The organism is Pedobacter caeni (genome assembly GCF_900129215.1).
GTDB classification, from domain to species: Bacteria; Bacteroidota; Bacteroidia; order Sphingobacteriales; family Sphingobacteriaceae; genus Pedobacter; species Pedobacter caeni.
On the sequence record NZ_FQUQ01000002.1, the window covers coordinates 1,289,471 to 1,311,132 of the forward strand.

The 21,662-nt window shown below is 40.7% G+C and carries 17 protein-coding genes; 10 read left to right on the forward strand and 7 right to left on the reverse strand.

Features of this window, described 5'->3' with window-relative positions; genetic code table 11:
• Nucleotides 1–80 precede the first annotated feature (80 nt).
• A complete protein-coding gene (locus tag BUC20_RS12940; protein WP_073231816.1) occupies nt 81–1,460 on the forward strand; it encodes an MBL fold metallo-hydrolase RNA specificity domain-containing protein in 1,380 nt (459 codons plus the stop codon).
• Between the two features lie 20 nt (nt 1,461–1,480).
• Here the strand turns inward: BUC20_RS12940 and BUC20_RS12945 are convergent, their stop codons facing one another.
• Nucleotides 1,481–2,551, reverse strand: coding sequence for a class I fructose-bisphosphate aldolase (locus BUC20_RS12945; protein ID WP_073231418.1), 1,071 nt, complete (start codon nt 2,549–2,551; stop codon nt 1,481–1,483).
• 236 nt (nt 2,552–2,787) lie between these two features.
• Between BUC20_RS12945 and BUC20_RS12950 the strand changes: the two genes are divergently transcribed.
• The 4 genes from BUC20_RS12950 to BUC20_RS12965 all read left to right on the forward strand — a co-directional run bounded on the left by BUC20_RS12950 (nt 2,788) and on the right by BUC20_RS12965 (nt 5,966).
• Nucleotides 2,788–3,342, forward strand: a complete 555-nt coding sequence (locus tag BUC20_RS12950) for a DUF8173 domain-containing protein (protein WP_073231420.1) — start codon at nt 2,788–2,790, stop codon at nt 3,340–3,342.
• A gap of 175 nt (nt 3,343–3,517) precedes the next feature.
• On the forward strand, nt 3,518–4,192 hold the full coding sequence (locus BUC20_RS12955) for a BON domain-containing protein (RefSeq protein WP_073231422.1): 675 nt from the start codon (nt 3,518–3,520) through the stop codon (nt 4,190–4,192).
• 55 nt (nt 4,193–4,247) lie between these two features.
• Nucleotides 4,248–5,093 carry a universal stress protein gene (locus BUC20_RS12960; protein WP_073231424.1) on the forward strand — a complete coding sequence of 282 codons (846 nt, stop codon included), beginning with the start codon at nt 4,248–4,250 and terminating at the stop codon, nt 5,091–5,093.
• A gap of 18 nt (nt 5,094–5,111) precedes the next feature.
• The gene (locus tag BUC20_RS12965; RefSeq protein WP_073231426.1) at nt 5,112–5,966 is read left to right on the forward strand and encodes a universal stress protein; all 855 of its coding nucleotides are present in this window, start codon (nt 5,112–5,114) and stop codon (nt 5,964–5,966) included.
• Nucleotides 5,967–6,078: 112 nt separating this feature from the next.
• Here the strand turns inward: BUC20_RS12965 and BUC20_RS12970 are convergent, their stop codons facing one another.
• The gene (locus BUC20_RS12970; protein WP_073231428.1) at nt 6,079–6,750 is read right to left on the reverse strand and encodes a BON domain-containing protein; all 672 of its coding nucleotides are present in this window, start codon (nt 6,748–6,750) and stop codon (nt 6,079–6,081) included.
• Between the two features lie 266 nt (nt 6,751–7,016).
• On the opposite strand from BUC20_RS12970, the gene BUC20_RS12975 reads away from it, so the two are divergent.
• Together BUC20_RS12975 and ppsA are read left to right on the forward strand one after the other, a co-directional pair.
• A complete protein-coding gene (locus BUC20_RS12975) occupies nt 7,017–7,448 on the forward strand; it encodes an Hsp20/alpha crystallin family protein (RefSeq protein WP_073231430.1) in 432 nt (143 codons plus the stop codon).
• A 165-nt stretch (nt 7,449–7,613) separates the two neighbouring features.
• Nucleotides 7,614–10,016 (forward strand): phosphoenolpyruvate synthase, encoded by a 2,403-nt coding sequence (gene ppsA, locus BUC20_RS12980; protein WP_073231432.1) that lies wholly within the window; start codon nt 7,614–7,616, stop codon nt 10,014–10,016.
• A 172-nt stretch (nt 10,017–10,188) separates the two neighbouring features.
• Here ppsA and BUC20_RS12985 read toward each other — a convergent pair whose 3' ends face one another.
• Entirely contained in the window at nt 10,189–10,839 is a 651-nt protein-coding gene (locus tag BUC20_RS12985; RefSeq protein ID WP_143166779.1) for a hypothetical protein, read from the reverse strand.
• A 196-nt stretch (nt 10,840–11,035) separates the two neighbouring features.
• Between BUC20_RS12985 and ligD the strand changes: the two genes are divergently transcribed.
• The gene (gene ligD, locus BUC20_RS12990; RefSeq protein ID WP_073231436.1) at nt 11,036–13,642 is read left to right on the forward strand and encodes a DNA ligase D; all 2,607 of its coding nucleotides are present in this window, start codon (nt 11,036–11,038) and stop codon (nt 13,640–13,642) included.
• Between the two features lie 17 nt (nt 13,643–13,659).
• Nucleotides 13,660–14,424, forward strand: a complete 765-nt coding sequence (gene ku, locus BUC20_RS12995) for a non-homologous end joining protein Ku (protein WP_073231438.1) — start codon at nt 13,660–13,662, stop codon at nt 14,422–14,424.
• A 58-nt stretch (nt 14,425–14,482) separates the two neighbouring features.
• On the opposite strand, the gene BUC20_RS13000 is transcribed toward ku, so the two are convergent.
• From BUC20_RS13000 to BUC20_RS13015, 4 genes are all read right to left on the reverse strand, one after another.
• Nucleotides 14,483–15,730, reverse strand: a complete 1,248-nt coding sequence (locus BUC20_RS13000) for a DUF4374 domain-containing protein (protein WP_073231817.1) — start codon at nt 15,728–15,730, stop codon at nt 14,483–14,485.
• Between the two features lie 51 nt (nt 15,731–15,781).
• Complete coding sequence (locus BUC20_RS13005; protein WP_073231440.1) at nt 15,782–18,169, reverse strand: TonB-dependent receptor; 2,388 nt, start codon at nt 18,167–18,169, stop codon at nt 15,782–15,784.
• Between the two features lie 145 nt (nt 18,170–18,314).
• Complete coding sequence (locus BUC20_RS13010; protein ID WP_073231442.1) at nt 18,315–18,992, reverse strand: LytR/AlgR family response regulator transcription factor; 678 nt, start codon at nt 18,990–18,992, stop codon at nt 18,315–18,317.
• On the reverse strand, nt 18,989–20,083 hold the full coding sequence (locus BUC20_RS13015) for a sensor histidine kinase (RefSeq protein ID WP_084528810.1): 1,095 nt from the start codon (nt 20,081–20,083) through the stop codon (nt 18,989–18,991). Before BUC20_RS13015 ends, BUC20_RS13010 begins: the two co-directional genes overlap by 4 nt.
• Before the next feature lie 219 nt (nt 20,084–20,302).
• On the opposite strand from BUC20_RS13015, the gene BUC20_RS13020 reads away from it, so the two are divergent.
• On the forward strand, nt 20,303–21,613 hold the full coding sequence (locus BUC20_RS13020; RefSeq protein ID WP_200800937.1) for a cation:dicarboxylate symporter family transporter: 1,311 nt from the start codon (nt 20,303–20,305) through the stop codon (nt 21,611–21,613).
• The last annotated feature ends 49 nt before the right edge of the window (nt 21,614–21,662 follow it).

Sequence of the window (21,662 nt, forward strand, 5' to 3'; positions counted from 1 at the left end):
GCATCATGATTTCAGGTGCTGCAGGTCATTTTTTTTTTCATGTTATTCCGGCACTTTTAACTAAACTAATTGAAGTTAAAATGGACCAAGTCACCTTACAATCACTTGGTGCTGCAGAAACCGTAACCGGTTCAAAGCACCTGTTAAAGACACCTGAACTAAACATCCTGATTGATTGCGGTCTTTTTCAGGGAGTTAAATATCTGCGTGAGCAGAATTGGGAATCTCTCAGCATAGAAGCATCTGCAATTGATCTGATCATTCTGACACATGCACATCTGGACCATTGTGGTTATATTCCACTACTCGTAAAGAACGGATTTAAGGGACGGATATACATGAGTGCACCAACGAGCGAGCTTAGTGAGCTGATTTTGCTGGACAGTGCAAAGTTGCAGGAAGAGGATGCCGAAAGAGCAAACAGGTATCACTATACCAAGCATAAACCCGCAAAACCACTATATACTATTGAGGAAGCAAAGACTTCTTTCAATCATTTTGTTATTGTTGGTTGCGATGAAAAGATCGATTTAAGCGATCATCTACACTTTCGTTTCAAAACCTGCGGACATATTCTTGGTGCCTGTTCAGTAGAACTTTCCTGTTATGGGAAAATCATTGTTTTTTCGGGAGATATAGGTAGAAATCAAAGTGCTTTGCTTCCAAAACCTGATTTCTTTACCGTTGCAGATTATATTGTGATGGAATCTACTTACGGCGACAGACTTCATGGCGATGCAGATGTATATCAGGAACTGGCTGATCTGATTAACGAGACGGTGTCACGTGGAGGAAATGTGCTGATCCCCAGTTTTGCTGTGGGACGAGCCCAGGAACTGATCTATATGTTGGGACTGTTAAAAGAGCAAGATAAGATTCCCACATATTTACCTGTAGTCCTGGATACCCCAATGGGTGCGTCAGCAACAAAGATTTTTATCCGTTATGCTGATGAATACGCAACATGTAGTAAAGAAAACTATCTGAAGATGAGCAACCGTGTTACGATTAATGAAGAATATATGGGTACACTCCAGACCATCAAGGATAAAAAAAGTAAAATTGTGATCGCTGCCAGCGGTATGCTGTCTGGTGGGCGTGTGTTGGAGTACCTGAAACATTACCTTCCAAACCCGGCTAATGCCATTTTGATCATTGGTTTTCAGGCTGAAGGAACACGTGGCAGAGCTTTGTTAAACGGTTCACATGAGTTAAAAATCCATGGCCGATATTACGGTGTGAAAGCCAAAGTTACAGAGATCATGGGGCTGTCTGCCCATGCAGATCAGGCCGAATTGATGGGATGGATCAGGAAATACCATACTGCCCCTAAACAGATTATGCTCGTTCATGGTGAGCCTTCTGCTCAGGAAGCTTTAAGGGTTAAAATACAGACGGAGTTACAAATTCCGGTAAAGATAATGAGACGTAATCAGGAGCTGCTTTTATTTACAGTCTGATATTGCCTGAGGTTTTTCACTCAGGCAATATCAATCTGTTTATCCAGGTAAACATCCTGAATCGCATTGATCAGCTGAACACCTTCCTCAAAGGGCCTTTGAAATGCTTTTCTTCCTGCAATCATTCCCATGCCACCGGCGCGCTTATTGATGATCGCAGTACGAACAGCTGCCCTCAGGTCCTTCATTCCAGTAGATGGGCCACCTGAATTGATGAGTCCCACCCGTCCAAGGTAACAATTCATCACCTGATAACGGCAAAGGTCTATAGGGTGTGCACTGGCTAAATCGCTATACATCTCTTCTTTATATTTTCCGTAACTCAGTCCATATTTACATAATGCCTTATACCCTCCATTATTTTCAGGAAGTTTTTGCTTGATGATATCTGCCTGAATACTGACGCCGAGGTAATTCGCCTGACCAGTAAGATCTGCAGCAGTATGATAATCTACATCATCCTGAACAAAGTGCTCATTCCGTAGATAGCACCATAAAACGGTAGCCATGCCAAGCTGGTGGGCTTGTTCGAAGGCCTGAGCAACTGCGACGATCTGACGGTCGGATTCTGCCGATCCGAAATAGATGGTCGCACCTATGGCAACCGCTCCAAGATTCCAGGCTTCCTGTACGGAGCCAAACATAATCTGGTCATACTTGTTGGGATAGCTAAGCAATTCATTATGATTTAGTTTTACAATGAAAGGGATTTTATGGGCATATTTTCTGGCCACAATACCGAGACCTCCAATTGTGCTTGCTACTGCATTACAGCCCCCCTCAATAGCCAGATTAACAATATTCCCGGGATCAAAATACATCGGGTTTGCACTAAAAGAGGCACCTGCACTGTGTTCAACACCCTGATCTACCGGTAAAATCGAAAGATAGCCTGTTCCCGAAAGCCGTCCGGATCTGTAAATGCTTTCCAGGCTTCGAAGGGTTTGTATACTCCGGTTAGACTGGCTAAATATCCTATCGGTAAAGTCCGGGCCAGGAAGGTTTAACTTTTCCTTTGGAATCGTCTGACAGGTATGAGAGAAGAGGTCTTCCTCTGCTCCGATAAGTGCTGTTATTTTCTGATAATTCATGGCGGTTGTTTTTAACAAATATTAAATAAATAAGGCAGGTAAAGAATGATTTAAGTCAATTAAGTACTTGTTATGTATCACGTTAAGAATAGGTTGGGTGCCTTAGATTATGTGTTACAGAGAGGGGTAGCCATGCAGATCAGGCCAATTGTTGATGATCATGTAAAGCCGTGACAGCGATCATTTTAAGTGTTTTGTTATACCTGTAAATTTAGCTTCAGAACGGAATTGTTGTTATGGAAAATATAAATGATTTGATTAAAGATCTGATCCGGGAGGACATAACAGATCGACTCTTTTATCCTCAATTTGTGTCCATCCTGGGATTTGTATGGTATTATGCGGGGGTTTTTTGCTTCATTTTGCTTTTTCAATACCTTTTCAGTGAGACACTGAGAAAAGCTGCTGATAAGGTCTTGCATCATCCATTGAGAGCCGCATTTCTCGGCATGCTTTTTTTTACAGCTGTCCCGGTTGCCATATATCTGATGATGGCAACGCTGATCGGGCTTCCGTTGGGAATCCTGATCCTGACAGCATATATAGTTTTAATATTGCTGGGCAGTTTTATCGCTTCGGTCTCCGCCGCGAACTGGATGAATGGAATTACAAAGGGGGACTGGAAATTCTGGACGCTTTCTCTGGTTGCACTTGTTATTTTCCTGATCATTAATTTCCTGCTGATGCTGCCGGTAGTTGGCTGGATAGTATTGGGAATACTTTCATGTTTGGCTTTTGGTGGTATCCTGGCAAATGTTAGCTGGAAAGGAATAAATAAAATACAGAACTGATTTTAAGATTTGCGCTTCTATTTAATATTCAAAATATAGCAAGAGAAGTGCGCTTGGTTATTACAGATTTATACCTGATTATAATCATGGTTTTTCGTGATTCAGCGCACTGAAAATGAACCCTTTTTTAGGGAAATTAGTATGGTAATACAATTGGTTATTAATTTATTAGATTATGAAAAGCGATGCGCAAATTCAAAAAGATGTAATGGCTGAAATTAAATGGCAGCCTGAACTAAATGCTTCAGAAATTGGAGTAGCCTGTAAAAACGGAGTGGTCACTCTTTCCGGACAAGTGGATAACTATCACCAAAAGATTACCGCTGAAAAGGCAGCAAAAAGAGTGACTGGGGTTAAAATAGTTGCTGAAGATATTCAGGTAGGAATGTCGCCGGTCGGGGAAAAAACTGATGCGGAAATTGCCGCGCTTGTACTGACTGCATTGAAATGGAATTCAGCTGTCCAGGAGGAAAAGATTAAAATTAAAGTAGAGAATGGTTTCGTCAAACTTGAGGGAGAAGCGGAATGGGAGTATCAGCGTAGTCAAGCGAAAAAAGCAATAGAATTTTTGCCAGGGGTTAAAATGGTATTTAACCTGATTACCCTAAAACCAAAAACCAGAGTCCAGGACATTCAGAAGAAAATCACGGCTGCCTTTCAGCGAAGTGCAAGCATTGATTCCAAAGCGATTACCATAGAGGTGACTGGTGATAAGGTGGTGCTTAGAGGGAAAGTCCGGTCCTTTGCAGAAAGGGAAGACGCAGAACAGGCAGCATGGGCTGCGCCCGGAATTGTGGATGTGGAAAGCAAATTGGAAATTGATATACCTGAACCTGCCTTTTACAATTGATCATCATCACAGATGAGGTGTCAGATCAGAAAATGTGATTTTAAAACAGATTGATATGAAAAATTTTATTGCGGTATTTGACGGATATAAAATGTCTGAAAGTACACTTAACTATGCAACCTGGTTATGCAAAGACTCGGGCGCCTTACTGACCGGTGTTTTTCTGGATGCATTCTTTTATCACAATTATAATCTGGGGAAGGTACTGAAACATGAAGCCGATCCGGATGAGGTGATAGAGGTACTGGAAGAAAAAGATAGACAACAACGTGATCTGGCAGTCTTTCATTTTGAAAAAGTTTGTAAAGAAGCAGGCATTCGATATGCCGTTCATCGTGATGAAAGTGTGCCAGTTCAGGAGTTGATATATGAAAGCATGTTTGCTGACCTGATCATCATCAATGAGCATGAGACCTTTTCCAGGTCTCATGAATTGATGTCTCATGATTTCATAGCTGACCTGCTTGCTCATACCCATTGTCCGGTGATGGTTGTGCCAGATGTTTTTAAGCCTATATCAGAATTGATTTGTCTTTACGACGGAAGTCCGTCATCAATATTTACCATCAAAATGTTTGGTTACCTGTTTAATACGCTTAAAGACCTTCCTGTTACCATATTAACAGTGAACGATGAGGATACAGAAGTTTTATATCTTCCTGAAAATTTGCAGATGATGAGACTGACAGACCATGTTTTTTCAAACATTACCTATCAGGTATTAAAAGGGCCTGTTAAAACACAGATCTTCTCGAATATTGAGGAATCAACAAATAAATTATTACTTCTTGGAGCACATCAGCTGAACCCGATTGCTGAACTATTTGTTCAGGGACTTGCAGATGAGCTAATGATTAAACGGGATATGCCATTATTTATCGCCCCTAAAAAATGTGCCTGATTTTATAATGAAAAAACTATGAAAACGATACTTGTACCTACTGACTTTTCGGAATGTGCTGACAATGCACTTAATTTTGCTATTGGGATAGCGAAATTATCTCAGTTAGAAATTGTTGTAGTCCATGTGTTGGACCTGGCAGAAACGATCTATATTGATTATGCGGGGCCGACTGTTGAATATGTTAAAATATTGCGTGAACAGGCCTATGAGGAAATGACAAAACTAAAAAATCGAGTGATGGCTGATGATCAGATACCTATTCAAACGGTCGTTTATGAAAGTCCGGTATATGGAAATATTGTTCAAGCCGGAATTGATCACCATGCAACGCTGGTAGTCATGGGAACCAAAGGGGCAAATAAACTCAACGAAAAGCTTTGGGGTACGTACACCGCTTCAATTATCAGTAAAAGCCTTATTCCTGTATTGGCAATCCCTAAAGACTATAAATGGTTAAAACCAGAGAAAATCCTTCTGGCAACCAATCATTTTGAGAAAGATGAGGAGTCATGGGCAACTTTGAATGACATTATTGAGCTTTTTCAGGTCAAACTACATGTGGCCGTGTTTACAAATGAAAAAAAGGATAAGGCGTTGACTGCTGTTGAACATAACAGGGCGATCCAAAGTTACAGCGCATATTTAGATCAACGATATCATCTTCAGTCTGTATCAGAAAATATATATGGTTCAGACTTTGAACAGGCAATGGAAGATTATATCATGGTTAATGGTATTGATATATTGGTGATGTTCAGCCATAGAAGAAGCTTTTTAGAGAGCCTGTTTGATCCAAGCAAAACGAGGCGAATGAGTTATCACATCAAGATTCCTTTACTGGCTATGCCCTCAAAGACTGGTAATGTTTAGCCTGTTACCTGGTAAGAATATGTTCAGGCTTTGTTTGTTGTTTTATCCTGAAATCAACTGATTAATTAAGGACTGTTCGCAATTAGAATTGCGAACAGTCTCTTCTGCTCAATTAAAAGGCGTATTCAGATTTCGCTATTATATCTAGTTTGTTTTGAACACTTAAGACACCAGGAGCGGCCCAGGCAGCATTTTCTGCGTCTTCACTTTCTGCGAATGATCGTACGTTCCCTTTAAGGATTACTCTGTTGTCGACTACCTCCACCTGCACTTTGGCTGCATCAATACTTGCACTTCTTTGAAATGCGGCTTTAATCTTTTTTTCCAGCTCTAAGGGATCAATTTTTGGCTTTACTTTAATCAGATTAACCACGGATTTTACCCCGCTGAGATTTTCTATGGCGAGTCTGGCGTTGTTTTTTTGAAACTCCCACTCGACTTCACCTTCAAGACGTACAATACCATCTTCGACTTTTATTTTGACCTGCTCATGCTGCACTGCGGTATGCCACCTCAACGCATTTAATACTGCTTCGGCGATTTCAGTATCTGTTTTTCTGTAGGAAGGGGAGATTCCGACATGAATATCCTCAGCAACTGCTTTAACGCCAGACACCTTTTTAGCTGCTTTCTCTGCAGTCAGTTTTTTTAAGTAAGTATCTACCTGGCCGGATAATGTTACAATACCATTTTTAACGGCTACACCAATTTCTGACGAGTTAAGGGCCGGTTCCCATTTTAACTCATCAATTACGTCTTTTTGAATTTGATTGTCTGTTTTCATAACTCTTCAGATTAATTAAAAATTTACTTAAGACAAAGGACTGGATATTTAAGCTGTTCTGAATTGATTTTGATCATGTTAAGTGTTGATTTTCATCAACATATGGTTTTATTCTCACTTCCTTTTTTATCGTTGAGCCCAGCCGGGATTGCTTAAATTATCATGTGGGGAAGTATGATTAAGATCAATAAGAGGGGTGACCGCTGTCACTGGCTGCGAATGATCACTTTGATAACTTTAACCAGTTAAATTAAAAAAAAACAATTATGAAAACTTTAGTAAAATCAAACGGATTTCCATCATTTAGATCTATGATGGCAGATTTTTGGAATGCTGATGGCTTTTTTAATAAATCAGTTTTTGATAATGAGTTTCTTCCTGCAGTAAATATCCGGGATAAAGAGGGAAGTTATGAATTGGAGCTTTCCGCACCAGGGTTTAAAAAGGAAGATTTTAAAGTGAGTACTGGTGATGGGATGCTGACCATAAGTGCAGAAACGAGTAAAGAAAATGAAGAGGAAAATGAAGATTATACCCGGAAGGAATTCTCAAAATCTTCTTTTTCCAGGAGCTTTAATCTCCCTGAGAATGTCAGTGAGGAACAGGTTAAAGCAAAGTATAGCGATGGTCTCCTGCAAATTGTGCTCAAAAAATCCGGAGCCGGCAAAAAAAAAGAGAAACAGATTGCAATCGACTAATTTCATACCTGCAGTACTTCTGCAGGTATTTAGATTTAAAAGGTTCCAGATGTTTAGGTTCATCAGGATGATTTAATCTTAACTCTTTTATTCAATAAAATATCATTTCTTCAGAAGGCATATTCTGTGCATTACAGGAAGATTTTTTTATAAATAGCTTCAATTATGGAAAAGTACATTAGAAAATTTAGTGAACTTAGTATGGAGGATATTGCTCTGGTTGGTGGTAAAAATGCATCTCTTGGAGAGATGTTTAACCGTCTAACGCCAAGAGGTATTCTGATTCCCAAAGGATTTGCAATCACCGTAACTGCATTTCAGGATTTTATACAGTTTAATCATCTGAAGGAACCATTAGAACTTTTGTTAAAAGAATTGGACAGAAACTGCTATGAGAATCTGGAGGTAATCGGAAAAAAGATCCGGTTACTGATGATGTCGGGACGGCTGTCAAACGACCTGAGTATCCAAATCAGTAGCGCATATGAAAATATGTTCAGTGATGGAGCGGATGAAGTTGCCGTTCGCAGTAGTGCAACAGCTGAAGATTTACCGGATGCGAGTTTTGCCGGACAACACGAATCCTATCTCAATGTTAAGGGCAGCTATGCATTACTTAATGCAGTAAAAAAATGCTTTGCCTCACTTTATACTGACAGGGCTATCAAATACAGGGAAGATAAAGGTTTTGAGCATAGTAAAGTATTTCTTTCAGTTGGCGTTCAGGAAATGATTCGCTCAGACATTGGATGTTCCGGAGTTGGTTTCAGCCTTGAGCCGGAATCCGGTTTCCGGGAAGTAGTGCACATAGCAGGAGTCTGGGGGCTGGGAGAAAATATTGTCAAAGGAACAGTCACTCCTGATGAATTTCTTGTGTTTAAGCCCAGTCTGGAAAAAGGTTTTAAATCGATAATCCAAAAAAAACTGGGTAGTAAAAGCAAAACAATGGTTTATGCAGAGTCTGATGATGATGTGAATGAGGTGATTAATACAGATACCCCATACGAATTGAGTCAGCGGTTTGTATTGGATGAGGCTGAAATTGAGAAACTGGCAAGATGGGCCCTGATTATCGAACGTCACTATGAAAAACCTATGGATTTCGAATGGGCAAAAGATGGAATTGGGCACCAGCTTTATATTCTTCAGGCAAGGCCTGAAACGATCCATAGCAGAAACACCTTGTCTCAGCTGGTCACTTATCAGCTTCAGGAGAAAGGTAGTGTATTGAGCAGAGGAGAAGCGATTGGGAGTCAGATTATATGTGGACGCGTGTGCATGCTCAGCTCTCCAGATGATGCATTTAAATTAAACAAGGGTGACATTCTCGTTACAGATACAACAAGTCCGGACTGGGATCCGATATTAAAAAAGGTGGCTGGGGTCATTACCAATAAAGGAGGTAGAACCAGTCACGCGGCAATTATTGCCAGAGAACTTGGTGTTGCTGCAATTGTGGGGACTGGTGATGCGATGGCGCAAATCAAAGATGGCACCGTGGTAACTATCGATTGTTCGCAAGGCAGAATAGGATATGTATTAGAAGGTGAACTGAAGTGGATGAAAACAGTTACAGAATTAAATACTTTCCATCTTCCGGATTCTCCTAAAGCACAACTTATTTTAGCTGATCCTGAAAAGGCCTTTGCTTTGTCGTTTTATCCTAACCATGGTGTTGGTTTGCTGAGATTGGAGTTTTTAATCAGTAACTGGATTCAGATACATCCTATGGCGCTTGTGAATCCTGAGCGCATTACTGAAGAATCAGACCGGTTGGAAATAGAAACACTAACTAAAAATTATATTGATAAAACAGTTTATTTCGTAGAAAAACTCGCTCAGGGAGTTGCCATGATTGCTGCGGCATTTTATCCGAAAGAAGTGATCGTTCGTATGAGCGATTTCAAATCAAACGAATACGCAGGATTGATTGGGGGGAAGAATTTTGAGCCGCAGGAGGAGAACCCTATGATCGGATTCAGAGGCGCGTCCAGGTATTACCATGAACGTTACAAAGCGGGGTTTGAACTGGAGTGCCGGGCGATGAAAGTAGTTAGAGAGGAAATGGGGCTGACTAATGTCAAACTGATGATTCCATTTTGCAGGACAGTGGAGGAAGGGGCGAAAGTGATTGGATTAATGGAACAATTCGGCCTGAAACGCGGGGAAAATGGACTTGAAATCCTTGTGATGGCTGAAATACCCAGTAATGTATTGCTTGCAGAAAGTTTTGCTGAATTGTTTGATGGCTTCTCTATTGGATCTAACGACCTCACGCAGCTTACACTAGGTATAGATAGGGATTCTGCACTGATAGCTGATCTTTTTGATGAACAGAATGCTGCCAGTAAACAGCTGATCATCCAGATGATTCAAAAGGCAAATGTTCTGGGAAAAAGTGTTGGATTGTGTGGACAGGCAGCAAGTGACTCGGAATCTTTTACACGATTACTTGTGGAAACAGGTATCAACAGCATCTCTTTTAATTCTGATGCGTTGATAAAAGGAATTATAACGATAAATCTAGGGCAAGAGGAAAATGGAGCATTGACAGTTCTGAATAAATAAAAAGGTAGCGGTTAAAAACCTGCTACCTTTTTACTAAAAAAATCTAATCATCCCTAATTAAATCCATTACAAATATACAACTATGTTGCGTTGATAAATGTTAAATATTGTTAAAAGGATTTTTGTCTTGATGAATAGCTTTTTCTATCGTTAATAATGTTCACTTTAATTTTTAGAGTATGGTGATCCAATCTGTTTTTGCTGTCGTTCTTTCAGGTCTTGAGGGAACATTCAGATCCGGATAGCTTCCTATTCTACTTTTTTCATCCGTCATAAACACAAAGTTCCAGTTATTTTTATGATCCTGAAAAAATTCCCAACCATTCATCTCATCCCAGTAAACTTTCATCCGGGGATATTTTTTCAAAAGGTCTTTAACGCTGGAGTTTGGGTTCAGTCGATTAGTGGTATACAACCTTTTATCTGCAGCAATGATACACATTATCGTATCTGTATCCATTTTGGGAATCAGCCCCAGCACCACTTTCTTCCCTGAATAGTAAAGGTAAGCAGGGCCACCACCATCAAAACCAAAATTTCCCGCTTCATCTGTTTTCCTGGTTAGACCGCTAAACTTCTGCTCAGCCTCCCGAACCGTCATGCCGATTTTAATCTTGCCCAGCTGTCCTCTTTTTATCTTAAAGTCAGCATATCGAAACTGGCCGTTGATGCGCACCGAATTGTTTTTTTTAGGTGAAGTCTGAGCCACTAGATTTATTGGTACAGTGGCACAAAGTAGCAGTAGTATGGATATGATGAATAGCCTTGTCATTATGGTAAATATAGAAAAAGTGGTAGCAGCTACCAAACTGCTACCGGCCATAATCAACTAATTTAATCATCCCTAATTAAATTATATTCTAATATACAACAATGTTGCGTTAACTAGTGTTAATATTTGTTAAATAATGTGAACACGCAGGACAGGCATTAAAAAGCTAAACTTTCTGCTTTTAAGCTTGTTATCTAGGTCAGTGTTTTCTTTCAACCTGCTTTAGGCTATAAAAAACCATTTTCTTATGAGTCTTACTGAATACAAGAAAAAGAGATCGTTTAAAAACAGCCCGGAACCCAAAGGAGGGAAGGGAACGGGGAAGGAGTTGCGTTTTGTGATTCAGAAACATGACGCTTCTCACCTGCATTATGATTTTCGTTTGGAAATGGAAGGGGTATTAAAGAGCTGGGCAATTCCAAAAGGCCCTTCTACTGACCCGGAAATTAAACGCCTGGCCATGATGGTGGAAGATCATCCCTACGATTACCGGAATTTTGAAGGAATCATTCCCAAAGGTCAATATGGAGGGGGGACAGTTATCGTCTGGGACCAGGGAACTTATTCACCTGCAGAACCGGATACAGATGATTTGAAACAGCAGGAAAAGCAGTTGCTGCAACAGCTAAAGAGCGGAAAGCTTAAAATCAACATCAAGGGTAAAAAGCTGAAAGGAACTTATGCATTGGTGAAAGCTTATGGCAGAGGAGAAAACAGCTGGTTATTGATGAAACTGGAGGATCAGTTTGCTAAAGACACGGATATTCTTTTAAAGGAGAAATCTGTCCTCTCAGGGAAGACCATTGCACAGATGGAAAAAAAACCAGATGATCAAAAAACCGAAAAATTAATTAAAGCGCTGGTAAAGAAAGGCGGACAAATAAAGCCTGTTGATGACAAATTAAAGGATCTGCTTAAAAAAGCAGTTAAAAAACCTTTTTTTGATCAGGTTCAACCAATGCTGACCACATTGGTGGCAGAACCTTTTGATGAACCTGGTTGGATATACGAAATCAAATGGGACGGTTACCGGGCGGTCGCTTTTATGAACAAAGGAAAAATAGCCCTGAAATCCAGGAACGATAAATCCTTTAATGACAAATTTTATCCGATATATGATCAACTGAAAAGCTGGGGAGCCAATGCCATTTTAGATGGTGAGGTCGTAGTGGTCAATAAAAAAGGCAATGCTAATTTTGCTGCCTTACAGAACTGGCATAACGCATCAGATGGTGAGCTCCTTTATTATGTTTTTGACATTCTTTGGTACAATGGATATGACCTGTGCGGCTTGCCTCTGGTCGACAGGCAGGCGATCCTTGCAGAACTTATCCCTGAAAAATCTTCCATTTTGCTGAGCAAATCGTTTGAAACTTCCGGGATAGAATTCCTCAATGCTGTGAAACGCATTGGACTGGAAGGAATCATCGCAAAACGAGCCGACAGTGCTTACCATCCCGGAAATCGAACCACAGACTGGTTGAAAATTAAAGCCAGCAAAGGTCAGGAAGTCGTTATTGGAGGCTTCACTAAAAATAAAGACACGAGCAAACCCTTTAGTTCGCTTTTAGTAGGGGTATTCAAAAAAAAGAAACTGATCTACACAGGAAAGATCGGAACGGGCTTTAGCCTTAAGATGCAAAGAGAATTGCTTAAGGAGTTTCAGCCCCTGATTATAGATAAGTGCCCATTTTCTGATGAACCTGACATTAATAAGCCCAACCAGTTCAGGTTCAATTCCCCTCAGGCAGAAGCGACCTGGTTAAAACCGGAGTTGATCTGTGAAGTCAGCTTTGCAGAAATGACCACAGACGGAGTAATGAGACATCCTTCTTTTAAAGGGATGAGAGAGGATAAAAAGGCGAAAGAAGTGGTGCTGGAAAAAGAAACAGAGGTCAATAAAGTTGTTCCGCAGCCCATTAATCCTAAAGATATGTTGATCAAAAAAGGAGAAGAGACACAGGTGAAAAAGGTAAACCAGCAGGAGTTAACATTCACCAACTTAAACAAGATCTACTGGCCGGTAGAAAAAATAACCAAGCGCGACCTGATCAACTATTACGATCAGATCTCCCCGTTTATCCTGCCATACCTCAAAGACAGGCCCCAGTCCTTAAACCGGTATCCCAATGGGATTACCGAACAGAACTTTTACCAGAAAGATGTGACCGGGAAAGTGCCTGGCTGGATCAAAACTTATCTCTATCATGCAGAAGGGGACGATACTGATAAGCACTTTTTGGTGGGGAAGGATAAGGCCACACTTTTGTATATGGCAAGTCTGGGCTGCATAGAAATACACCCCTGGAGCAGTACCATTAAAAAACCGGACTACCCGACCTGGTGTATCATAGACCTTGATCCGGACAAGAACTCTTTTGATCAGGTAGTCGAGACTGCACAGGTAACCAAAGCCATTCTGGATGATATGGGGGTACCTGGCTATTGTAAAACCAGCGGCTCAACCGGCTTGCACATTTACATTCCTCTGGGGAATAAGTATACCTACGATCAAAGTAAGGAATTTGCCAGAATTATTGTCACGCTTGTCAACCGTGAACTGCCAAAATTTACCAGCCTGGAGCGGGTGGTTGCCGATCGCAAAGGAAAGATGTACCTGGACTTCCTTCAAAACAGGTCGCAGGCCACCATCGCAGCTCCCTATTCCTTAAGGCCTAAACCCGGGGCCACGGTTTCCATGCCCCTGCATTGGGAGGAAGTGAAAAAGGGATTGAAAATGAAGGATTTTACCATTTTCAATGCGGTATCAAGGGCAAATGAAATGGGAGATATCTTTAAACCTGTGCTGGGAAAAGGAATCGATCTGATGAAAGTGATTAAAAATAACCGTTAACCTAAAATAATGTATTGATGAGATCTATTTGGAAAGGTGCTATTGGATTTGGTTTAGTGAATATCCCTGTAAAATTGTTTTCAGGAGTTCAAAGTAGTCATCTTGATTTGGACATGTTGGATGAAAGAGATCATTCCAATATCAAATTCAAGAGGGTAAATGAAAAAACGCATAAGGAAGTGCCTTTTGAAAACATCGTAAAAGGCTATTTTCTGAAGGACCGGTATGTTGTCCTCGATGATCATGATTTTGAAGAGGTGAAGCCGGAAAAGACGAAGGTGATAGAAATAGAAAGTTTTGTAGATATCGCTGAGATCAATCCCGTTTATTATGAAACTTCTTATTATACTCAACCTGACACTCAGGGAAAAAAAGCATATGCATTGTTATTTCAGGCATTACTGAAATCCAAAAAGGCGGGGGTTGCACGTTTTGTTCTGAGAAACCAGGAACATCTATGTGTCATCCATCCCATGGACGGAATTATTGTCATTACGAAAATCCGTTTTCAGGAAGAGATCAAAGATGCCAAAGAACTGAAGTTAAAAGAAGAAATCACCATCAAGCCGAAAGAGCTGCAGGTTGGTCTGGCGCTAATCAGGCAATATTCAACAAAGTTTGACATCAGCGCTTTTAAAAATGACTATTCCAAAGAATTATTGAAGATCATAAAGTCTAAAGCCAAAGGGAAAAGGGCAACAGTTAAAAAGATCAAACCTCAGAAACCAGTCTCAGAGGACCTGTATGAACAGTTGATGCAAAGCTTAAATAAGCGTGCATAATCAAGGGTTAATTTAAAAGGTCTGCCTCAATTGAAATGCAGAGGCAGACCTTTCAGATTTAATAATTTAATGCATTGATAGCAGTAATTGTTCCGCCTTCTACCTGAAGCCCTTTTTTTGCTACGGCAATCTCTGCGTCAAAAACATATACATAACTTCCTTCACTGGCAGTTGTGATTCCGATATAGGCCTTTTTTCCATCTTTTGGCGAATAATTATTTGGCGTTGTACTTGTGATATTGTCAGGAACTCCGGTTACCCATTTGAAGGTTTTATTGACCACATCGGCTACCGCGAATTTCTTTCCTTCCCCATCCAGCGAGTTGGGCTGAGGATACATCTCCAGAATAAATAAGCCTTTGCCTACATAGGTCTGACCAGAAATATGATGTCCGCCAGCAGCTTGCTGTACATTAAAGAAATAACTCCGATCAAACTCTGTGGTTCCCTTGTTAATGCGAACAATTGCAGACGGTTTTGTCGAAACTGCCTTTCCATTATTTGTAGCTGCTGCCGGAGAGAAAGCATAGATGTCTCCCTCATCTGTCACTGTCATTCCATTCACAAAATAATTACCGATAAAACTCGTCCTGTTATCCCGGATGGTTTTTTCGAACCTAAGCTCAGGATAAGAATAAACTGCTACCCAGGTACTATCAGGATATTTTGTTCCGAAAGTATCACCACCTCTGGGTTCTCCTTTTATACTCATGTAGGGAATGAAAATTTTATCTCCTGTCTGCACTGCACAGGTAAAATGAGCACGCTCACCATTACCGGCCAGTTTAACTATGTTTGCCTGTTGCTCACCTACAATCTGGTATTTACGTGCGTTGATTCTAAACATAGTTGCAAATTCATTGCCTGATCTTGGTACCTTAATCGTGAAAATGTCATCCTTAGCCGGAGCGAGAACCTGCATGGTTTCCGTTTGGAAATTCGTGAGTTTACTTAATTTTCCTGTTGCATCAAGCTTATAAGAAGTTACGGCACCCGGATTTCCCTGACCATAAAGCAGGCTGAAAAATCTGTTTTTATTGGATACATAATATCGGTAAGAACCTTCCTGCTCCATTCCATTTCCTCTGGTTGTGATTTTTCCCTGGTCCAGATCAGCAGCAGTCAACAGATAATCCGCAATTCCGGAAGTACCGACCGGAGTGGCTGCAATGATGTATTTGGTCGCTCCTGTTAGTTCAAAATCATTGTCTGCCAGATCCAAAGGATCAGGAAGGGGTTTATCACAGGCGCTAAACATGGTCACCAGGACTAGCACAGGTAATAAAAAAGTATAGTTGGTTTTCATCTTTTGAGAATTTAATTTTATAAATGTTTTGCTGGAGTTTTGAAGCATTGACTATCTGTTTTTGCTGATAAAGTACCTGATCTTAGCATAGAAAGCACGTCCTGGTTTTTGCAGTGAGAAGTTATCATAGATCCTGTTGTCGGTAATGTTTTTACATTCCAGGCCGATGTTGTATTTTCCATTTCCCAGTGTATAAACTGCATTCACATCTTGTTGCCATTGACGGGGGATATCATATTTATCCGCGCGCTCTCCCTGACTTGGCCAGGATAAATAGTAATCATGAACATACAATACATTATAACCAAGAGTTAAAGTATTGCCCTTTTGTCCTACATTTTTGAAAAATAGAGAAGCATCGGCATTGCCGTAAAGGAATGGCATATTAGGAATGCGATCCCGGTACAAAGGGCTTTCCATCACCATGTTCTCTTCAAACCGGGTATCATTACGGAGGTTCTGATAAGTTGCGTTAATTCCTGCGGTAAATAGCTGTTTAAATGAATACCTGATTTCACCTTCCAGGCCAAGATTGGTTACGCTCGCTAAATTTCCCATGGTTCTCTTGGTTTGATTTTGATTGAGGGATGGTCTGATGAAATCTTTAGCATCTCTGTACAGCACACTTCCATCAAAACTAAAGCGATGTATCTTATTGATATGGGTTTGGAAACTCAGACCAGCATTGTAATTATAGCTATGTTCTGGCTTAAGACCGATGTTCCCTTCTAAGTTTTCTATGTCTCCGAATAATTCGTCAGTTTCCGGCAGTCGGAAACTCTTCTCATAAGAAGCTTTGATCTGAAGATTCGGTTTCAGGAAATAAGTAGTGGCAATACCGTAGCCCAGTTTACTATAATCGGTTTTTTGATTTTGATAAGCAACATCTCCCCATAAACCACTTGGATTGTAAGCAATAGAGAACTTATTTAACTGGGAAAAGTGTTTTACAAATAGGGAAGTATTCCATTTTTCAGATGCATTGTACTTGTAGCCCAATCCTAAAATGTTCTTATTGCTGATAAAAGGTTGTTCGTAGATGGCCTTTGTCGGATCTAGCTCATCATGTCCTTTCCTGTTGAAGGTATTTAACACATTGTTGAGGGAAAAAGAGTGATGTTCATTTAATACATAACTTAAATTAGCTGTTGCAAGGCCATTGTTATTTCTGTATTTATACAAACTGCGTTCACGTTCACTCCCTGCTCCGGCATATTCACGGAATTGTCCAAGCCAGTTGTAACGGCGGTATACGGTGTCAATGTTTTTTTCTGTTCCGAGGTTGAAATTACCATTTACCCTTAGGTCCAGACCTTTTACAAACAGATCTTTCTTCGCATATTTCAAGGTGGGCATGATGATGTTACCTTCCCTGAACCACTTACCAAATACACTTGCCATCCGGATGCCTGTTTGCACTTCCTTATAGTTTTGTCCCATGGTGAGACCTATCATCAACTGATCAGCATAGCTTTTATTAACCACTCCGGCACCTGCAATAATGGTTTCATTATGATAAGTGTCGTTAAAGCGTTTAAACTTTTGGTTTGGGTAATACTGACCTGTAAAAAGATCTGCAGTACTTGTGGTCACCTTGTAATCGTTGTCAGAATAATTCTGGAAAGCGTTCAATTGGAATTTGAATCCCGATTCAGAGGTATAACCTGCATTGAAGAAGGTACGGTGGGTATTAAATGAACCATAAGAATAGGAGGCATCCACATAACTTTTCAAATTGTTATCAGTGACGATGTTAATGGCCCCACCCAGTGCATCAGAACCCAGCCATACCGGAACTACTCCTTTATAAACCTCAACGCGTTGCGCCAGGTTGATAGGAATATTGCTCAGCTGAAAAGAGGAACCGAAGTTATCCATAGGTACCCCATCGATAAAAAACTTAACCTGCCTGCCGGTAAAGCCATTTAAAGACAGTTCCATCTGAGATCCCAGTCCTCCTGCAACACGAACCCTTACCCCGGAAACACGATCCAGTGCACTGGCAATATCTAAGGTAGAATTGTGTAGTTTTTTGGCATCGATGGAGCTGACATTAAAGGCTTGCTGATTGATTTCCTGAATAGGAGTGCGGCCGATTACAGTCACTGTTTCCATTTGCTCTGCAGATTCTGTAAGGGTAAAGTTTAATCTGGCATCTTCTCCTTCGTTAATCCTGACCTCCTGCTTTTGGGGTTTGAAACCCATAGCTGAAATATGAACGACATAATTGCCTGGTTTTAAACTGGGAAAACGATATTCCCCTTTTTCATCAGAAACTAATTTGTAAGCCTGATTTTGAAGTTTAACAGTGGCTGCAGCAATAGAGGTTCCTGAGCTGCTTTTTAAATGCCCGCTTAAACTGGAACTCCGGTTTTGGGCATAGGTTAAGATCCCGTAAATACATAGTACGGTTAGTAGCAAAATTTTTTTAATTTGCATAACTTTTAATAAGAGATTAAAGGTGACCGGTTATCCGGATTTAGCCACACGGGTCCGAAACCGTGTGGCTTTTTTTGACAAATATATACTTATTTAGAATTATTACAAATAGAAGAGTGGATAGAATTATGGAATAATAAGAAAATTACTTAATTCCATCTTTATAAGTTCTCCCGACCGGAAGCTGTTTACCATCCTTTAATAGGACGAACTGGGAGTTATGAGATAATATATGCCCTTTCTGTACAATATAAGACTTATGGATCCGGACAAAACCAAGCTTTTCATTCTTTTCAATGAAATCAGAGAAACGCTGTAAAACCATGTATTGTTTATATCTGGTGATGACCTTCAGGTATTCTCCAAAACCCTCAATCCATTGTATGTCCTTCAAAGGGATTTTATTTAACATATAGTCTGATCTGAAGATCAGAAATTCTTCTTCAGTTCCGGTATCAGTTACCTTTCTATAGTCAATGGCCTTTTGAACAGCCTTAACAAAACGCTCCGGAAAAACAGGTTTAACCAGATAATCAATAACGTCCAGGTCGTAGGCCTTTGCTGCATGAGTCGGATCAGCGGTAATGAAAATGCCTAATTTGCCCTTAGGGATCAACGCCAGCATCTCCGTTCCGGAAAGGCCCGGCATTTCGATATCCAGGATAAACAACTCCACCTCATCAAGACGATCGTAGGCCAGCGCTTTCCTTGGATCAAGAAAACAAGCCAGAAGCTCAATTTCAGGGAGATCGTCACAGTATTTACGAATGAGTTCCAATGCCGGAGACTCATCATCAACATAAATGGCTTTGATAGCGGTCATATTCTGATGGTTAATAGGGTGCTGTAATCTACGCCCTTCTGCACAGATTCCAAAGTGTAATTCTCCCCATATTGGTTATCCAGCATCATTTTCAAGACCTGAAGACCTGCGCCCCTGTAGGATGGTGAATGTTCTGTTACTTTCTCCTCAGAGATGGAATTTGAAATTGAGAAGCTCGCTACCGAATCATCGAGCGATAGTTTAAGCCTGATATAGGCATCTTCATCCTGTCCTATAACAGAATATTTGACTGCATTTTCAAAAAGAGTGAGGTATATGGTAGGGGGGATCTCCATCACACTAAAAAGTTCATTCGCTTCAAAGTCAAGCTCCATATCCAGCTTGCTTTTACTTTTTAGCTGATATAGTGTTGCCAATGCGGTAATCATCTGGATTTCCCGTTCTATGGGGATCGTCTTTTTCTCCACCTCGTAAGTGGTGTATTGCATCAGCAGACTTAATTGTTTAATCAGGTTTGCAGAATCGCTGTCTGTGGCATAGCTATGTGAATAGATATTGTTCAGGGTATTGAAGAGAAAATGTGGGTTGATCTTTGATTTTACCAGCTCCAGATCCGCTTCTTTTTTCCTGATCACGAGTTCTGCCAGTTCCTGCTCCACCATCAGTTTATACCTCGATATGCCCTGCATGGAAGGAACGAGAATAATGATGATCTGTGTGAGGTAAATCATAAAGATGTACTTTCCTTCGGCTTCAATTCCATTGTTGAAGAGTTCAGGTTCAAGCAGTATTCTGATCAGACTGGAGATCACAAAAATACCAGCCGTATACAGCACATATTCCCCATATCTTTTAGTTTGGTAGTATTGAGGAACGAGTCTTTTAAAGCATAACAGGTACAGTGGAATATTAATCGCCAGCATAAACAGGAGCCGGTATAGCGCTTCCTGTACATTAAACAAACTGAGGTAAACGTAACCACTAACGCCAATAAAACCTAGCCAGAACAGGATATGCTGCATATAGATCACACCCGGCCATTTCCCATTCAAGAGGACATTCATGACGCTCTTTTCGAAGGAAAGCCTCAGGACCAAAATTAAAAAGATAAGGTTTAGCAGCAGGATCATTTTTTCATGGTGGTTTATTCAGTTTCGGTCGTTTGTTTATTTATCCTGTCGTTTATTGATATAAATCCATTTTCAAGGCTCCTTATACCCATATTTAAGTTCCGGGTAGGGCAATTTGTTGTCCGGGAAACAACCAAATATAAAACTTAGGATAGAAAACCTGATCTTTCTTGCAGATTTATCCTCCATATCAATACAGACCAATAAAACAAGAGCCACATGTTAATTGAAAAATCACCTCAAACTGCTGTTCAGCAACAGAAACGACCATTAAGCATATGGCTGCGGATCGTTACCAACCTGACTTTCTGGGTACTTATTGCCATTATTGCCGGTATAGTACTGGGCAGTTATGCGCCTGCTGCCGCAGTGAAAATGGAAATTATTGGAAAGACTTTTATCGATATCATCAAACTTTTCATTGCGCCCATTATCTTTTTAACCATAGTTCTTGGGATTAGCGGGATCGGGGACCTGAAAAAGGTAGGTAAGATCGGCCTGAAATCACTTTTATATTTTGAGGTCGTATCGACCTTCTCCCTTGCAATTGGGATCTTAATGGCTGTTCTGTTAAAGCCGGGAAACATTGATAAATCAAAACTTCAGGTCGGAGATGCTTCTAAATATACCTCAGGAGCTGCAAAGGAGTTCAACTGGATGGAGTTTTTTATGAGCAACCTGACGCTTCAGGTGCTGTTGGTTGCCATAATTGTGGGTATTATTCTCAATTATTCAAAACACAGGGAAAAAGCAGTGACGGGTTTAGGTCGTTTGTCCAAAATCGTTTTCCTTGGATTAAAGTATGTGATGTACCTGGCACCCCTTGGTGCGTTTGGAGGAATGGCTTATACTGTCGGAAAATTTGGTCTTCACACCCTTGTTCCATTGGCTAAACTCATGGGAACGGTATACCTGACCATGGGAATTTTTATTTTCCTTGTTCTTGGAGGGATTATGAAATATTACAAGATGAGCATCTGGAAGTTCATCAAATACATTAAGGAGGAATTGCTGCTGGTTCTGGGAACCTCATCGTCAGAATCTGCCCTTCCATCAATTATGCAGAAACTCGAAAAGATGGGATGCAGTAAGTCTGTGGTCGGACTGGTGATTCCAACAGGGTATTCCTTTAATCTTGACGGAACCTCAATCTATCTTTCTATGTCAGTGATTTTCCTTGCACAGCTTTATGGAGTGGAGCTTTCTGCCTGGGAAATGCTCAGCATCATCGGAATCTTAATGATCACCTCAAAAGGGGCTGCAGGTGTTACCGGAAGTGGGTTTATCGTACTTGCCTCTACGCTAACTGCCTTGCACAAAATACCGGTTGAAGGACTGGCATTCTTACTCGGTGTAGATAAGTTTATGAGTGAGGCGCGTGCGCTGACGAATATCATCGGTAATGGTGTCGCTACGATTGTCATCGCCAAAAGTGAAAAAGAATTCAATCCGGTAGCAGAGGGAGAGGAACAGGAATGGAGCAATGAGGATGCTGAAATTAAAGAAGGAAAATTTGCCGGCATAAACTAAATGAAAACATTCTTAATTCCAGAGGTTTAGGGGAGAAGGAGACGGGCCA

What these genes read in the sequence shown, in the direction of transcription:
- BUC20_RS12960 (WP_073231424.1), top strand. Translation starts at nt 4,248, where the DNA reads ATGAAAAATTTTATTGCGGTATTTGACGGATATAAAATGTCTGAAAGT.
- ligD (WP_073231436.1), top strand. Translation starts at nt 11,036, where the DNA reads ATGAGTCTTACTGAATACAAGAAAAAGAGATCGTTTAAAAACAGCCCG.
- ku (WP_073231438.1), top strand. Translation starts at nt 13,660, where the DNA reads ATGAGATCTATTTGGAAAGGTGCTATTGGATTTGGTTTAGTGAATATC.
- BUC20_RS13020 (WP_200800937.1), top strand. Translation starts at nt 20,303, where the DNA reads ATGTTAATTGAAAAATCACCTCAAACTGCTGTTCAGCAACAGAAACGA.
- BUC20_RS12945 (WP_073231418.1), bottom strand. Translation starts at nt 2,551, where the DNA reads ATGAATTATCAGAAAATAACAGCACTTATCGGAGCAGAGGAAGACCTC.
- BUC20_RS12970 (WP_073231428.1), bottom strand. Translation starts at nt 6,750, where the DNA reads ATGAAAACAGACAATCAAATTCAAAAAGACGTAATTGATGAGTTAAAA.
- BUC20_RS12955 (WP_073231422.1), top strand. Translation starts at nt 3,518, where the DNA reads ATGAAAAGCGATGCGCAAATTCAAAAAGATGTAATGGCTGAAATTAAA.
- BUC20_RS12975 (WP_073231430.1), top strand. Translation starts at nt 7,017, where the DNA reads ATGAAAACTTTAGTAAAATCAAACGGATTTCCATCATTTAGATCTATG.
- BUC20_RS13015 (WP_084528810.1), bottom strand. Translation starts at nt 20,083, where the DNA reads ATGATCCTGCTGCTAAACCTTATCTTTTTAATTTTGGTCCTGAGGCTT.
- BUC20_RS12985 (WP_143166779.1), bottom strand. Translation starts at nt 10,839, where the DNA reads ATGGCCGGTAGCAGTTTGGTAGCTGCTACCACTTTTTCTATATTTACC.
- BUC20_RS12950 (WP_073231420.1), top strand. Translation starts at nt 2,788, where the DNA reads ATGGAAAATATAAATGATTTGATTAAAGATCTGATCCGGGAGGACATA.
- BUC20_RS13000 (WP_073231817.1), bottom strand. Translation starts at nt 15,730, where the DNA reads ATGAAAACCAACTATACTTTTTTATTACCTGTGCTAGTCCTGGTGACC.
- BUC20_RS13005 (WP_073231440.1), bottom strand. Translation starts at nt 18,169, where the DNA reads ATGCAAATTAAAAAAATTTTGCTACTAACCGTACTATGTATTTACGGG.
- ppsA (WP_073231432.1), top strand. Translation starts at nt 7,614, where the DNA reads ATGGAAAAGTACATTAGAAAATTTAGTGAACTTAGTATGGAGGATATT.
- BUC20_RS12940 (WP_073231816.1), top strand. Translation starts at nt 81, where the DNA reads ATGGACCAAGTCACCTTACAATCACTTGGTGCTGCAGAAACCGTAACC.
- BUC20_RS12965 (WP_073231426.1), top strand. Translation starts at nt 5,112, where the DNA reads ATGAAAACGATACTTGTACCTACTGACTTTTCGGAATGTGCTGACAAT.
- BUC20_RS13010 (WP_073231442.1), bottom strand. Translation starts at nt 18,992, where the DNA reads ATGACCGCTATCAAAGCCATTTATGTTGATGATGAGTCTCCGGCATTG.